Genomic DNA, 14995 nt, shown 5'->3' on the forward strand with positions numbered 1-14995 from the left:
GTCAAACCTCACGCGCAATCAATCGAACGGGTTCGGGTTCAGGCCGCATTTCGTCCAATTCTACGATAAACAGTCTGTTGCGCTTGATCTTGAACGGCGCGGGGCCGGCAAAATTCCAGCCCCACGCCTTGGCCAAGATCACCCTCATGATGCCGATATGGCAGACCGCGAGATTGTCGCCGTCCAAGCCCGCCAGCCACGGCGCGATACGCGCCCATAATTCGGCTGGGCTTTCGCCGCCCGGAGGCCGATAATCCCAGCCCCAGTCTTCGATGTGGCGGTAACCGCTATCGGGTGTCTCGATCAGCTCAGCACCGCGCTGTCCCTCCCATTCGCCCCAATTCATCTCGGTCAGGGCCTGAGATGTTTTGGGCGCTTTACCCGATACCAACTGCGCTGTTTCAGACGCGCGGCTTAGCGGGCTGGACCAGACTGATGCCGCGTTCCATGGCGATGGCAGGCAATACCCCGCAAGTTCAGCCCGAGCGTCGGCATCCAACGGAATGTCGCTGCGCCCCTGAATGCGACCCGCGCGATTCCAATCCGTGTGTCCATGGCGCAGAAGGGCGAGGCGGGTCATCAACTTTTCTCCAACAAGGGGCGCACAGTTGTCCAGAACCGCTCGGTGGCGGATGGCATCAGATGGCGGTGCGCGAAATAGGCGCGGGCGCGATTGCCCTCAGACTGGCTCAGGTCGGGATGGTCCAGAAACCTCTGTATACGCGCGGCCAACCCTTTGGCACCCGATCCGGTATCGGGATGATCGGAAGGTATCAGTACATCACGAACACCGGGGCGATCTTGTGCTGCGACGGGAACGCCGCAGGCCTGGGCCTCAAGATAGACCATTCCATAGGCTTCGTTGACCCCGGGCCAAACGAACAAGGAGGCCTCGCGGTACAGGGCCTGCAACGCGTCCCGATCCAGCTGACCCAGAAACCGGACACGAGGTCCGAACCGCGCCATCAGCGCCTCGACTTCCAATCGGGCCGGGCCATCGCCTACCACGTCCAACGCCCAATCCCCTGTCAGATGTTCCAGCGTGTCGGCCAGAATGGTGTACGAGGCCAGCTTGTCCCCCGGCCGCATCATTCCCACAGTCAGCATCGGCCCATCACGGGTCGAAACAGGGGGTAATTCCGTGATGGGAAGAAACGGAGGCAGCTCAACGAGCGCCTGCGTACCGAACCTTTCTCGTTCTAACGTGATCAAATCGTTGGCAGTGTGGTAAAAAATCACCTGCGCAGAATCGCACGCGTCGTGCGCCGCTTGCGCAAAATCAGCCCATGGGCCTGCAAGCCGGCTGGTGGCGCGGGTACTTTCCAGCTGCACATACGGGATGTCTCTTGCGCGGCTCACGGCCGGGCCGAGCAGATCGGGGGCCTTGTAGTAGTTGTGATAAGTCACCCACAGGTTCGTGTCAGAGGGCAGTTCCTCAGCCAGTCGTGCAGCCTCGGTCGTTGCTTTGCGACGTAATTCGTCCTGAAGTGCCCGGTCGCCTGCCTTGTCGTAAATCCGCAATTGCGAGGCCAGCTCAACAATGTCTCCCTGAGCGCCGAGGGCCTGCATCAGGTTGCGGGCCATTTCGCGATCACCCGAGGGCTTGGGACTGTCGGGGGACTTCATCGGTGCATAGAAAGCCACCCGCGCCATCAGGGTCCGTCCGCGCACAAGGCGCTGAGCCGCTCGGACAAGCGACGTATGCCCGGGTCCATCCGGAAGTCGGCGATCAACCGGTCATACGCGGCCTTAGCCATCTCGACCGTTCTCGCCGGGTTCTGGGCGAGATCCACAATAGCCGAGGCCAGAGAGGTCGGGTCATCTGCTGACAGCTGACCGTGAACACCGGATTCAATGAACTCCGGGATGGCTGACACCGGCGTTGACAGGATCGGGAGGCGCTGGGACGCGGCTTCCATCAAAACATTGGGTAAACCATCGCGGTCGCCGTCGGCAGCAATTCTGCTGGGCAGGACAAACAGATCAGAGCGGCGCATCTCGGCAATGACTTCCGGTTGATCGCAAGCCCCCATCCACGTGATCCGATCGGAAAGCCCTGCGGCATCGGCTTGTGCGCTCAACTCATCGCCCAGATTTCCGCCGCCGATATGGGTCCAATGCCAATTCAGCGATCTGGGGAGCAGCGCGAAAGCTTGGAGAAGCCGGTCAAAGCCCTTCTTTTCGACAAGACGCCCGACCGACAGCATGTGAAAGGGTGCATCCGCTGCACGCGAACACTGCTGGGGAGGTGCAGGAAACCGCGACAGGTCCAGCCCATGATAGATCAGTTCTACCCGCGCAGGATCATCCGCCAGTTCGCGCAGATGTGCGGCACCAATGGCAGTACAGGTTGCCCCGAAGATGGCGCCGTGAGAGGCCAGTTGCAGCTTTTCCCGCTTTTCCCAGTCTGGTGAGGTCCAGATATCTTTGGCATGCGCCGAAAAACTCCAGGGCAGGCTGCGCATGATAGACGCATAGCGGGCGACCGAAGACGGAGTGTGCATGAAATGCGCATACAGCGCCCGCGTTTGATCGGGCAGCTCAGCGGCCAATACGCAGGCCTGACCAAACCGGCGAATTCGGTTGTGAGTCGGGTCTCGGTGAAGGTCTTGCCGCCAGACCTGGTAAGCTTGCGCGTATCCGGGCAGACGAGCTGCAATGTCTCGCGCAGTCGCCAGCCGCTCAGGCTCTTCATAAAGGTATTCCGGCAGGTAATGCACCTGCCCCTTGAAGCGATCGTGCAGAGGATGGCGCTTGGTATCGGTCGGGTGGCGCAACGACCAGATATCGAAGCTGTGCCCTGCCTCCTGCAAGGCCACCAATTCTTGCGCGATGAACGTCTCGGACAGGCGCGGCCAGCCTTTGACCAGCACCGCCAGCTTGGGGGGTTCGCGCGTCATCCGGTGGCGCGCTCTTGTTCCGCGCCTAGCAGCGCGTTTATGCGATGAGTGACGTAGCTTAGCCCGTCCAACAACCCTGCGCGAATGGCCTGCGAAGGCAGCGGCTGATGGGGCAAGGCGCGGATCGCGCGGATCATTGCATCCGCCGTCAGACCGTCACGGTTTTCATCCAGCATGCGTACCAGACCCAGATCCTCGGCGCGTGAGGCACGAATCCATTGCTCCAGCCGCGGCGTCGTGCGCGGAACAATGACGGCGCGTTTGTCGAAGGACAAAACCTCGCAGAAGGTATTGTACCCGCCCATGCAGACCACACCGGCAGCGCCCGCGAACAGCGTTTCGATCTGCGATTCAAAGCCAACAGCGGTCACACGGCCATTTAGGGCGGCGACACGGGTTTCAAAATCTTCGCGTAGTTCGCCTGACAGGAAGGGCCCATAGACCAGCACAGCGCGGGGTGACAGATCCGGGTCTTTTTCATATGCGGACAGCACCAGATTGACCATCGCCTTGCCATCGCCGCCACCACCGGGGGTGATCAGGATATAGGGTTGTTCTGGTGGCTCACCAACCGGCCCAAGATCGCGACGTAGATACCCTGTCCAATGAATGCGCTGTTGCGTCGCCGGGCTGAGGGGAAGGCCTTGTGTAGGATCGTAGACCGATCGCAACCCATATACCCAGATCTCATCATAGTATCGTTCAGTCGCCGAGATCGCGTCCTTACGCTCCCATTCGGCGGCCAGTACTTCGGGCTCATCCAGAACGTCGCGCAGGCCCAGAACCAATTTGGTTGAGCAGGAGTTTTCAAGATACTCAAGCGTCGGCAGCAGCTCACCGCGAAAACCGGTAGGCTCTTTGTCGACGATCAGCACATCGGGGTCGAACTGTTCGACAGATGTCTGGATCAGGCTTGCGCGCAACTCGGTCACATCATCGATGCCCATGCCGATGGTCTGCGAAGCATACGAGCCGTCGGCGCGTTTGGTGACCCCGGGTAGACGGACATGGTCAACCCGACGCGGAAAAGTAAACCGTCCGGCAATGGGTGAACCGGTCAATATGAGGGCCGAAGCGCGTTGATCGGCTTGTGTTATGGCCGCAGCCAGCGCGCGTGACCGGCGCAGGTGACCCAGGCCGAACGTGTCGTGACTATATAGCAGGATGCGCGGTGCGCGGCCGTGATTTTCGTTTTTGATCCCTAGGCTCATGCCTTCGCCTGTTTCGGTTCCGGTGCAACTCCGCGCGTCTGCACCTGATTATCGTAATTCTGCCAGACCTTCTTGCCAAAGGCACAGATTCCGCCGTCCAAATGCGCCAAACATTGCGAATTGGCAACAACATAATGCCACCGCCGGCAACAGGCGCACCTTGCGATATGCAGGCCGATGGTTCTTCATGCACAAGCCAATTCGGAGGCTGGACGCCTCAGGTGGTCATATTCAATTTTTGTTGTCTTGGAAACACTTTATCCCATCCATTGCGTCAGGAACACGGGCTCTCACGATGTTGACACCGCGTGTGCGGATGATTTGAACAGCCTTCTGAGGTTCTATAGTCTTGGACGCAGCTACGAATTGGATGCGATATACGATGAAAATGAATGTTCTGGCCGGGCTGATTTTGGTGATTTGGGTGGCGATGCTGGCCAGTGCAACCGACGCGGTTGCGCAAACTTCGCTTATTCCGGGATACCCAATAGGATCAAGCGAGGAAACCGGTTCTTCAAGCTCTGCCGCTGACAGCGATCTGGCGGCGGCCATTCGTTCCGCTTCCGAGGCGGGCGCAAGCGTAATCGTAATCGACAGCGCCGGGCAGGTTGTATCGGCTGCGGGCAATAGCGGTGACGCGACGCCAGAGGCAGATAGCATTGATCACATGGCTGAAGGTTCTCAGCTGATGAAGGCGCAAGAGCGGTTCTCAAAGTTCCGGGATTCCGTACGCTCGCGGATGGAGGCGCTGCCCTATTCGGTCTTTGAGGTCCAATACATCCTCAGACAGACCAGTCCGGACGGGCGGATTCAGACCTATGTCGAGGTGTTGGTCCTGAACGTGTTGTTCCTTTTGCTGGGGCGTTGGTTGTCGATCGAAATCTACGGCAAGCGCATCGCGAAGCGTTTGGTGGTTGCGCGCATCAAGGAAAACCCGGTTGGCTATCGTGAAAAGATGCCTTTCCTTGTGTATCGTTTCGTGATGGGCATTGGCGGAACGATCTTTGCCATGCTCATGGCGCTGATCGTTGGCTATCTGTTCTTTGGTGAAGCGGAAGACATATCAATCCAGTTTACCGTTACGGCAATCTTTACCGCATTCTTCCTCTCGCGCACCGTCTCGGACTTGTGGCGGATGGTTCTGTCGCCTTACCTCAGCCAGTATCGCTTGCCGCCTTTTTCAGACCGGGACGCCAAGCGCCTGTATGTTTGGGCGTCAGCACTGGCGACATATGACATCTCGGTTGTTCTGTTCTCGACATGGGTCGCGGATTTTGGGCTGAACTATAACGTCTATGCCATGGTCTATGGTAGCCTGACGCTGATCGGGGCGCTGGGCAACATACTGATGATCCTGTTCAATGCACGCGCGATCTCGAACGCTATTCGTGGCGGGCGTGCTCCGGATCAGGTGTCTTGGATACTGAAGTTCATCTCTTTCGCCTGGGCGCCGGTTCTGGTGCTTTATATGGTGTTCAGCTGGTTCAAACTGGCCGTTGATCTGGTGCTGGAGGTTCAGGATTCGATCCCGATCGTGGCCAGCAGCTATGCCATCTTTATGTCCGTCGTCGTGGCCTACGGCGCGATGAACTATCTGCTTGAAAGGTATTTTGATCGCAATCGCAGAATTGAGGTGATGAATGCCGACGCAGAAGCGGCTGAGCAGATCGAGGATGAGCTGGTGGCTGATACGCCGCAGGCCGAAAAGCGCAAACACGCCATTCTGACGTACGAAGACCTTGCCCGTCGTGTGGCAGGCATTCTGGCCTTTGTGGTGGGTCTCTATGCGCTGGTAGTGATCTGGAACCCGCAGGCCAATTGGTCGGATGACTTGCCTATCGAGCGGGCGCTGGATGTGATGGTGATCCTGTTTATGGGTTACATTCTGTTTCACTTCTTCCGCGTCTGGATCGATAGCAAGATCGCGGAAGAGACGGATGACGGCGGTGCTGAAGCCGAGCTGGGCGACGAAGGAGGCGAAGGCGGGCAGAGCCGTCTTGCAACTTTGTTGCCTCTGTTCCGCGGGGCCATTCTGGCTGTGGTCGTTGTGACCATCGCGCTGATTGTATTGATGGAACTGGGGATCAATGTCAGCCCGCTGTTTGCCGGTGCAGGTGTTGTGGGTCTGGCCGTTGGTTTCGGGTCGCAAACCTTGGTCCGCGACATCTTCTCGGGTGCGTTCTTCCTGATGGATGATGCTTTCCGAAAGGGTGAATACATCGACATTGGTGATGTGAAAGGGACGGTCGAAAAGATTTCGGTCCGGTCCTTCCAACTACGCCACCACCTTGGTGCGCTCAACACGATCCCATTTGGAGAGATCAAGGTTCTGACAAACTATTCCCGCGACTGGGTAATCATGAAGCTGCCGTTGCGGGTGACCTATGACACCGATGTCGAAAAGGTGCGGAAGCTGATCAAGAAGCTGGGTCAAGAGCTGCTGAGCGATCCTGTGATTGGTGATAACTTCATTCAGCCGCTGAAATCGCAGGGTGTGATCGAGATGCAGGATTCGGCGATGATTATCCGGGTCAAGTTCATGACCAAACCGGGTGATCAGTGGCTGGTGCGCAAGAAAGTCTATCAGGATATTCGTGAGCTGTTTGCCCGTGAAGGCATCCGGTTTGCGCATCGGGAAGTCACCGTGCGACTGGCGGATGACAAAGAGGCCGAGGACCTGACTCCCAAACAACGCGAGGCTGTCACAGGGGCCGTTCAGGCCGCGATTGACGAAGACTATCTGGACGATATCGGCCCCGGCGGTGGTGATGATCGCTAGGAGGGCTCCCGCCCCTTTGGTTTGCGTCTCTGGCGAGACGTCAACCAAAGCGTTGGGCCGGGCCGCGCGTCCCGCGCGGCGGCAGCTTTAAGCGGTAAGTGACGGCCAAGTGGGCTGCGAAGTTCCCAGTTTGGACGCAGGCAAAGCCCAGTGCATCTTTGCGGATCCAACGGTTAGCGCCGGCTTCAATCGATAGCCGGGCCCCCACCCGGAAGGTTCGAGCGCATCCGCATAATCGACAGGCAGCGACTCGGTAATTTCGTCACCGGGCTCGCTCTTGGCGAGGGTGGCCAGCAATTCGGCGGTGCGCGCCAGCGAGAGCCGGGCATCCATGACGGCCTGACCGGATGCGGCTTCGGCGAGCGCCGAGAGCAGGGCGGCTGCCATCAAGTAGCCAGTTGCGTGATCCAGTGCCTGAACAGGCAACGGAGTTGGCTTGTCGACCCCCGCCCAACCCATCCCTGCATGTGCGATTCCGGAACTCATCTGTACAAGGCTGTCAAAACCGCGGCGCGCTGCCCATGGTCCTTGCCAGCCATAAGCGTCGAGCGTGACTTCAACCCTGTTGGGGGCAAGCTGATCCCGCGTGTTTTTGCCCAGACCGAGTGCGTCCAAAGCGCCGGGCCGATACCCGTGGACAAATATGTCCGCTTGGGCCAGCAGCTCTTGCAGTTTTAATTTTCCATCGGGTGATTTCAGGTTCAGATAGGCGCAGTGCTTGCCGAGAGAAATGTCAGGAATGACGCCAGGTTCATCCCAGCCGGGTGGATCGATCCTCAGGACCTCGGCGCCAAAACCCGCAAGTGTTCGTGTCGAGACTGGCCCGGCCAGAATGCGGGTCAGATCGAGCACACGCAGCCCAGAAAGAGGTCGCGCGGCAGTCGCCTGAGGCCGATCACGTAGTTGAATATTGCGTGGCCCCTGCCATCCGATCAACGGCTCGCGGGCCAATATGCGTCCTTGCGGATGGTCATGCCACTCAGAGCGGCTGCGCATTGCGGCAGCGACGCCGCCCTCGGCGACAATCGCGGCTTCCAGTCCAGAGATGCTCCAATCCCGAACTGCGCGCGATACCAGCGCTCGGTCCGGCGCGACTTGCAAAACATTAAGGGCGGCGGCGCGATGACTGGGCAGGTTGGTGTGCAGCCTGATCCACCCATCAGAGGCCTGATAGTCGCCAGCAATCGCGTCCCAAAGGCTGGGCATATCCCACCCTTCGGGTTTGAAGGAAAAGCCATACCACAAGGAGGCCAGTCGATGATCTACGGCCACCTCCAGAGGTGTAGGCGCCAGGTTCAAGGCTGTCACAAGGCGCGACAGCTCCTGCCCGACTGCCGCAAAACTGGCCGTCGCCAGTTCCGAGACCGCAAAGGCGCTGGGCCGCGCACCCGCCCCATTGACCCTGTAGGTGTCAGGTGAGGGGAGGGCGGACAGCAAGCTCATTGCTGATAGGGATCAAGGCTGTCGCGCAACCCGTCGCCAAGGAAGTTGAAGGCCAGCACGACGACGATGATTGGCAGCATCGGGATCGCGGTCCATGGATAGATTTCGATTGAGGCGAGGTTCTGCGCATCGTTCAGCATCACGCCCCAACTGACCGCCGGGGCCCGCAGTCCAAGGCCAAGGAAGCTGAGGGCGGTTTCGCCCAAGATCATCGCAGGGATTGATAGCGTGGCCGAGGCAATCAGATGCGACATGAAATTGGGTAGCAGGTGCTTTCGGATCACACGACCGGAACTTGCGCCCATCATCTCGGCCGCACGTACGTATTCCTCTTCCCTGAGAGACAGAAATTTTGCGCGGACAGATCGGGCAAGGCCTGGCCAATCGAGAATACCGAGGATGATCGAGATGATGAAGAATACCGCAACCGGGCTCCAATTTGATGGCACCGCGGCGGATAAGGCCAGCCAAAGGGGAAGTTCCGGCAGCGAGCGCAGGATTTCGATCACACGGTTGATGGTCCAGTCGATGCGCCCTCCGAAATACCCGGCCATTGATCCGAACAGGATGCCGAGGAAGAAGGATACCGAAATGCCGATCAGGCCCACTGTCAGCGACAGTTGCGCGCCATATAGGATGCGGCTGAATACATCGCGGCCCAGACGGTCCGAGCCCCACAGAAACAGCGTGGCCCCTTCGGGCGCGCAAAACAGGTGCGTATCGGATTTTATCAGGCCTGCGAGTTTGTATTCTGACCCTTCGCAGAAGAACCGGATTGGGCGCGGGTCTTCCGTGTCAGCGACGAATTTCCACTGGAAAGTTTCAAGGTCCGCCTCTGCAACTATTGGATAAACGTAGGGGCCGATGAACTTCCCCTCATGAAACCAGTTGACCGACTGGGGTGGAGCGTACAGGTGTTCTCCGTTCCGGTCATTGGGGCCGTAGGGGGCAATAAAGCCCGCAAAAGGCAGCATCAAGTAGCAGAGCAGCAAGAAGAGGCCAGAAATCAGACCCAGCTTGTGGGTCCTGAACTTGCGCCAGACCAGCACCCAATTAGGGGCATCGAGATCTGCGCGCTCAAGCTGCTGAATAGAGGCCTGCGGGTCAAATGGTGCGTCGTCGACATAGCGACCATGGGGTTTGTCGGTCATGCTTCGCGCCCCTCGTAACGAATGCGCGGATCAAGCATGACCAGCAGGATATCGGAAATCATGGTGCCGATCAGCGTCAGCAGAGCCACGAACATAAGAATGAAGGCCGACAGGAACTGGTCCTGCGTTTTCAAGGCAGTCAGCAGGGTCGGGCCGATTGTTTGCAGACCCAGAACCACCGAGACCAAAACCGACCCGGAAACCATCGAGGGCAGCAGGTTTCCAATGTCGGCGACAAACGGGTTGAAGGCCACGCGCAATGGGTACTTCGTCAGCATCCGCGATGGGGACATGCCCTTGGCGATTGCTGTTTCGACATAAGGTTTCCCTAGTTCATCCAGCATATTGGCGCGCAGGCGCTGCATCATGGCCGAAGCACCCGAGGTTCCGATGACGAAGGTCGGAACGATCAGGTGGACAAGGATGGATTTCAACTTGTCCCAACTCATCGGTTGTCCCTCAAAGGAAGGGTCCATCAGTCCGCCGATGGGCAGGTTGAAATAGCGATGGCCATAGTAGAACAGGATCAGCGCCAACAGGAAGTTCGGGGTCGCAAGACCCAGATAGCCTACAAAGGCCGAGGTATAGTCGATCCACGTCCGTGATCTGGCCGCAGCGATGACCCCCAATGGCAGAGCAACGGCATAGACGAATAGAATGGCGGCCAGATTGACCACAACCGTCAACCACAGCGTATCGCCCACGATCTCGCGCACGGGGCGGTCGAATTCGAAGGACCAGCCATAATTGCCCTGTAACAGGCCCTCGAACCCATGCGGTCCGGGCCAGAAGCCCATCCAGATCAGGTACTGCTCGGGCAACGACCGGTCCAATGAGTATTCCTTGCGCAGAAACTCGGCCTTGGCGACACCGGCGGACTGTCCTGAAGCCTGCAGTTCGGCGATCTGGTTGCTGAGATAGTCGCCGGGGGGCAGGTTGATGATCACGAAAATCAGAACCGACACCACCAGCAATGTCAGCAGCATCGTGAAAAAGCGATACACCGCGTAGCGCAGCATGACCATTTAGCTGCTCCTGAATTAGTCGGCGAAGAAGAACTCGTCGGGACGGTGAATGCCGAAGTGTGCGCCGGGTTCCCATGCCCACATGGCCTGCTCAGGCACATTGCGCAGCCGGTTCGACACGACAATAGGCTGCGGTGCGCCGTTCAGGATGCCGATCGCATAAAGCTGGTCGGCGTGAATTTTCAGCATCTCAGACCAGACTGCGCCGCGTTCTTCATCCGTGGAGGCGATTTCCCAATCGTGGGCAAGCTTCATGAGAAGTTCGGCCTCGGGCATGTCTGGTGGTTCGCCCGACCCTCCATTTGTCTGATAGTATTGGCCCCATTTAGGCCATGCCAGAAAGACCTGATCGGTCGGGGCGAGATAGGCCGGCGATGTGTGGCTTTGCGGAATGCCGTCATCCCAGCCGAACCAGACCGACGCCATTGTATTGCCCGAGAAGACCCGGTTGCGCAGAATGTCTCGATCCAATGGTCGCATGACCAGTTCGACTCCGATCTCACGCCAGGTATCCGTGACGATCTGCAGGGCGTTTTCAACCTCTTGCCGCTCACCTGCGGTTTCGATGATCAGCTCCATCGGACGCCCGTCGGGCAACAGTCGGATACCATCTTTGTCACGCTCGGTCAGCCCAGCCTCATCAAGCAGAGCATTCGCCTTGTCGACGTCATACTGTGCCCAAGCCTGCGCATTCGCTTCGTCGTAGAAGGGCGATGCGGGCAGAACCGACATCGCGCCGGGTTGGGCCAGCTTGAAATAGAGCGCCTGATTGATCGTCTTGCGATCAATGGCGAGCGACAGTGCCCTGCGTACACGTACATCGCGCAGAACCTCGCGCCACGCATCGTCAGTGTAGTTCAAATTGGGATAAATCGCGATCTGCGACGCGACGCCTGTTTTCCACAGAAGCGTCTTGTATCCACCTTCAGCCTCGCCCTTTTTCAAGATCGAGGCATCGCGGAATGCCAATCCGCGACCTTGCAAGTCGGTTTCACCCGCATTTGCTTTGGCCGCGACCAAACCCGGTGCGACGATTTCCATTTCGACTACGTCGATATAGGGCAGCTGAACCCCATTTGAATCCACCCGATGGTAATAAGGGTTACGGACAAAGTTGTGCCGGATTTTCTTGCCCGAACTTGCGTTGAGCCATGGCTGCAACGTCGGCAGTTCATGATTGTCGTACTTATATAGATTGTCCAACTTGTTATGCAGCGCCGCCCAGCTTTTTACCCGCGCATCTTCGACCTTGAATGCCAGTTCTTCGGGGTCTGCAAACTTCTCGTGATACTGCTTAAGGAACTCAGACGGTCGATAGATAAAGGGCGGCCGCGCCTGAGCAAGTGATTGCAGGAAATTCGGGTTGGGGTCATCCCATTCGAATACAACCGTTGTTTCGTCGGGGAAGGTGACGGTGGGTGTTTTGCCTTCAACCAGCAGGAAATCTGGTGGGCCTGAAGGGCTGAGCAATTCGTTGTTGGCCACATCCTCCCACCAGTACCGGAAGTCTTCGGATGTGAACGCGGATCCGTTTGACCATTTGTGGCCGGGTCGCAGGTTCAAAGTAAATTTGCGATTGTCTTCGTTTTCGAAAGAAGCCAGCAAATCCGGGACGATGTTGTAATCCTGATCGAAGCCCACAAGCCTTGCGTAGCCATAGACCACCATTTGCCGAATATCTTTGGACCGGGTGACCATCGTGCGCAGTGTACCGCCGGGCACGCCGAATTCGCGACCTTTGGCGGCTAAGTCCACGATCAGCGGATCTTGCGGAATACGTTCAGCAACCGGTGGCAGGTCGCCGCTTTCAACCTCGGTTTGCCAGAACGCGTTTTCCTGAAGATTAGACGGAATTTCTGCCGCAGCGGGCAGCATTCCTGCGAAGGCCAGCGTCGCGGCCAAAATCAATCGGTGAGTGGTCTTAAACATGGCAACGTACCTTATGGCCGGGCTCCAACTCTATCAAAGAAGGTATCACGGAGTCGGAAAATCGAAAGGCGTCATCCCAACTGTCGGGTGAACCGGCACCAAGCGCAACCAGTTTCAGATCAATCGGGCGATTGATATCTGGTTCCGGCTGGGCGGCAATCAGTGCCTTGGTATAGGGATGACGTGGATTGTAGAACAGGGTTTCGGGTGGGGCTTGTTCCACCACAAGACCCCGGCGCATGACGGCGACCTCGTCGGCAATGCGCGCGACGACGGCCAGATCATGCGAGATGAACAGGTAAGACAGGTTCAGACTGTCCTGCAGTTCTTCGAGCAGGGTCAAAATTTGCTCTTGAACGGATACATCCAGTGCCGAGGTTGGCTCGTCACAAACAATCAACGCCGGGTCCAGCATCATCGCGCGGGCGATAGACAGGCGCTGTCGTTGTCCACCAGAAAACGCATGCGGATAGCGTTTGAGCATATCGGCATTCAGCCCGACCCGCTGCAACATCGCGGCCGCTTTGTCGCGCTGCTCTGCCACGGTGCCGAGGCGGTGTATCTCCAACGGCTCGGTCATGGCATCCTGAATGCGCATACGGGGGCTAAGAGAGCTATAGGGATCCTGAAACACCATTTGCGCCTTGCGCTGAAACGCGGTGCGTTCGGTCCGTGTCATACTGTGAACCGTTATCGGTTCGGAATCCCTTGTTGTTCTGAACAGAACTTCGCCGCCCGGGTCGGGCAGTTCAGCGCCCAGAGCGATTCTGGCGGCGGTTGTCTTGCCAGACCCGCTTTCGCCAACGATTGCAAGCGTCTTGCCGCGCGCCAGCTTCATATCTACGCCCCGGCAGGCATGGATCAGTTTGTCGGCTTTCCAACCTTTGCTCGATCGCATCGTGTAGGTCTTTGAGACCCCGGTCATCTGCAGAATTAGGTCCTCGTCGGGCATCGGTATGCCGACGGCATCCTGATCGGGTATCTCAGGCGCAGCGTCGAACAGCTGCTGCGTATAGGGGTGCGCCGGATCATTCAGAATTGGTGCTGCCGGGCCAGCTTCCATCACGCGGCCTTTGTGCATGACGACCACGCGCTCGGCCATGTTAGCAACTACACCCAGGTCATGGGTGACAAGGATCAGCGCCATACCGGTCTCGCGCTGCAGCTCTTTGATCAGCCCAAGAACCTGCGCTTGGGTGGTAACATCCAGCGCAGTTGTCGGCTCGTCCGCGATGAGCAATTCAGGCTTGGACACCATGGCCATGGCAATCATGGCGCGCTGGCGCATGCCGCCGGACAGCTCGAACGGATAGCTGTCGTAGGCGCGGGCAGGGTCGGGGAAACCAACCCTCTCAAACTGGGTCAGAACTTCTTTGCGGGCCTGTGCATCGGATGCGCCGCGATGCAACCAAAGAACTTCGCTGACCTGATTTCCGATTTTGTGAAGCGGTGACAGAGATCGCATCGGTTCCTGAAAAATCATAGAAACCCGATTGCCGCGAATACCACGCATCTGTCTTTCACTCAGTTCGATCAGATTAGCGGTGCCTTTGGAATCGTTCAGCGTGATCGTTCCGCTACGGATCTGGGCGGTACGCGGCAGAATACGCAGTGCAGCGCGACAGGAAATCGTTTTGCCCGAACCGGATTCTCCAACCAATGCAAGTGTCTGCCCGGGTTCGACCTCGAAGCTGACATCTTGGACAACGGATGGACCCGTGCCAAAGCCGATGCTGAGATCCCGAACGGACAACAACGCACTCATGCGGGTTTTCCACCCGTCTGGCCGCTAGAAAACATCGGCTTTGTGAACTCCCTGTCTTTTTTGAGCAGTTTCGCGCGGTTGGGGCGGCGTAGTCAAACACCTTCTTCACCCGAATTGTCGCGGAATCGTGAAACTCGGGCCGTATGGCTACACAAAGTCTTGAGTTTTTGCCATCAAAGGCGCAATCGCCCCCCGACTGGTGTCGAATGATTTTGAAAGAGGTGCCCCGTGTCCGAGCAACAAAGCCGATTGGATCTGTTCATTGACCGAATGGTCTCGCAACGTGCTTGTCTGGACTTTGCCATCGCGCAGACCACGGGGCAGCCCGGTCCGGTTTTTGAGCTGGGATTGGGAAATGGGCGCACATATCACCACATGGTTAAGCACATTCAGGACCGTCCTGTTTATGTTTTTGAACGGGCCGTTGCGTCTCATCCCGATTCGACACCGCCCGATGATCTGGTGATTCTCGGTGATGTGCGCGAAACATTGCCTGCTTCGGTTACGCGATTTGGCGCGTCAGCCAGTCTGATCCATGCCGATCTTGGGGGACACAACCGGCAAAAGAATGATGCTTTTGCCCGCCTCGTCTCACCTTTGATCGAACCGCTTCTGGCGCGGGATGGACTGATGGTTTCCAGCGATCGTATGTATTTCGAAACACTGACCGAAGTGCCGCTGCCTGCAGGCGCGGTGGAGGGACGTTGTTTCATCTACCGGCGTTGATCTGCCGTAGGGTCACTGTGTGATCCGACTCGCGCTGTAGTACCGGGCCGGTCTAACGTCTGAGGC

General features: G+C 57.9%; 11 protein-coding genes. 2 read left to right on the top strand and 9 right to left on the bottom strand.

Features of this window, described 5'->3' with window-relative positions:
- Position 1: 1 nt before the first annotated feature.
- Genes ACR0BT_RS14910 through ACR0BT_RS14925 form a run of 4 tightly spaced genes read right to left on the bottom strand, consistent with a single transcriptional unit; the run spans position 2 to position 4111 of the window.
- Positions 2-580 carry a histidine phosphatase family protein gene (locus ACR0BT_RS14910; protein ID WP_480763504.1) on the bottom strand — a complete coding sequence of 193 codons (579 nt, stop codon included), beginning with the start codon at positions 578-580 and terminating at the stop codon, positions 2-4.
- Positions 580-1653 (bottom strand): glycosyltransferase family 4 protein, encoded by a 1074-nt coding sequence (locus tag ACR0BT_RS14915; protein ID WP_480763505.1) that lies wholly within the window; start codon positions 1651-1653, stop codon positions 580-582. Before ACR0BT_RS14915 ends, ACR0BT_RS14910 begins: the two co-directional genes overlap by 1 nt.
- Complete coding sequence (locus tag ACR0BT_RS14920) at positions 1653-2900, bottom strand: glycosyltransferase (RefSeq protein ID WP_480763506.1); 1248 nt, start codon at positions 2898-2900, stop codon at positions 1653-1655. Before ACR0BT_RS14920 ends, ACR0BT_RS14915 begins: the two co-directional genes overlap by 1 nt.
- Positions 2897-4111, bottom strand: a complete 1215-nt coding sequence (locus ACR0BT_RS14925; RefSeq protein ID WP_480763507.1) for a glycosyltransferase family protein — start codon at positions 4109-4111, stop codon at positions 2897-2899. The genes ACR0BT_RS14920 and ACR0BT_RS14925 overlap by 4 nt, the downstream gene beginning before the upstream one ends.
- A gap of 382 nt (positions 4112-4493) precedes the next feature.
- Between ACR0BT_RS14925 and ACR0BT_RS14930 the strand changes: the two genes are divergently transcribed.
- The gene (locus ACR0BT_RS14930; RefSeq protein WP_170564493.1) at positions 4494-6890 is read left to right on the top strand and encodes a mechanosensitive ion channel family protein; all 2397 of its coding nucleotides are present in this window, start codon (positions 4494-4496) and stop codon (positions 6888-6890) included.
- Between the two features lie 87 nt (positions 6891-6977).
- On the opposite strand, the gene ACR0BT_RS14935 is transcribed toward ACR0BT_RS14930, so the two are convergent.
- From ACR0BT_RS14935 to ACR0BT_RS14955, 5 genes are read right to left on the bottom strand one after another with little or no spacing between them, the layout of a single operon-like run.
- Entirely contained in the window at positions 6978-8333 is a 1356-nt protein-coding gene (locus ACR0BT_RS14935) for a CoA transferase (RefSeq protein ID WP_480763508.1), read from the bottom strand.
- Positions 8330-9484 carry an ABC transporter permease gene (locus ACR0BT_RS14940; RefSeq protein ID WP_480763509.1) on the bottom strand — a complete coding sequence of 385 codons (1155 nt, stop codon included), beginning with the start codon at positions 9482-9484 and terminating at the stop codon, positions 8330-8332. The genes ACR0BT_RS14935 and ACR0BT_RS14940 overlap by 4 nt, the downstream gene beginning before the upstream one ends.
- Positions 9481-10509: an ABC transporter permease gene (locus ACR0BT_RS14945; protein ID WP_170397654.1), complete on the bottom strand. Its 1029-nt coding sequence runs from the start codon at positions 10507-10509 to the stop codon at positions 9481-9483. Before ACR0BT_RS14945 ends, ACR0BT_RS14940 begins: the two co-directional genes overlap by 4 nt.
- A 15-nt stretch (positions 10510-10524) precedes the next feature.
- Positions 10525-12438: an ABC transporter substrate-binding protein gene (locus ACR0BT_RS14950; protein ID WP_170647404.1), complete on the bottom strand. Its 1914-nt coding sequence runs from the start codon at positions 12436-12438 to the stop codon at positions 10525-10527.
- Positions 12431-14203 (bottom strand): ABC transporter ATP-binding protein, encoded by a 1773-nt coding sequence (locus ACR0BT_RS14955; protein ID WP_170404616.1) that lies wholly within the window; start codon positions 14201-14203, stop codon positions 12431-12433. Before ACR0BT_RS14955 ends, ACR0BT_RS14950 begins: the two co-directional genes overlap by 8 nt.
- Before the next feature lie 228 nt (positions 14204-14431).
- Here ACR0BT_RS14955 and ACR0BT_RS14960 point away from each other — a divergent pair, with 228 nt between their 5' ends.
- A complete protein-coding gene (locus ACR0BT_RS14960; protein WP_170397645.1) occupies positions 14432-14929 on the top strand; it encodes a class I SAM-dependent methyltransferase in 498 nt (165 codons plus the stop codon).
- Positions 14930-14995: the final 66 nt, after the last annotated feature.

The sequence above is a fragment of the Ruegeria sp. CJ6 genome (assembly GCF_056536665.1).

Coding starts and splice junctions, on each gene's coding strand:
- ACR0BT_RS14910 (WP_480763504.1), bottom strand. CDS start 580: ATGACCCGCCTCGCCCTTCTGCGCCATGGACACACGGATTGGAATCGC.
- ACR0BT_RS14915 (WP_480763505.1), bottom strand. CDS start 1,653: ATGGCGCGGGTGGCTTTCTATGCACCGATGAAGTCCCCCGACAGTCCC.
- ACR0BT_RS14920 (WP_480763506.1), bottom strand. CDS start 2,900: ATGACGCGCGAACCCCCCAAGCTGGCGGTGCTGGTCAAAGGCTGGCCG.
- ACR0BT_RS14925 (WP_480763507.1), bottom strand. CDS start 4,111: ATGAGCCTAGGGATCAAAAACGAAAATCACGGCCGCGCACCGCGCATC.
- ACR0BT_RS14930 (WP_170564493.1), top strand. CDS start 4,494: ATGAAAATGAATGTTCTGGCCGGGCTGATTTTGGTGATTTGGGTGGCG.
- ACR0BT_RS14935 (WP_480763508.1), bottom strand. CDS start 8,333: ATGAGCTTGCTGTCCGCCCTCCCCTCACCTGACACCTACAGGGTCAAT.
- ACR0BT_RS14940 (WP_480763509.1), bottom strand. CDS start 9,484: ATGACCGACAAACCCCATGGTCGCTATGTCGACGACGCACCATTTGAC.
- ACR0BT_RS14945 (WP_170397654.1), bottom strand. CDS start 10,509: ATGGTCATGCTGCGCTACGCGGTGTATCGCTTTTTCACGATGCTGCTG.
- ACR0BT_RS14950 (WP_170647404.1), bottom strand. CDS start 12,438: ATGTTTAAGACCACTCACCGATTGATTTTGGCCGCGACGCTGGCCTTC.
- ACR0BT_RS14955 (WP_170404616.1), bottom strand. CDS start 14,203: ATGAGTGCGTTGTTGTCCGTTCGGGATCTCAGCATCGGCTTTGGCACG.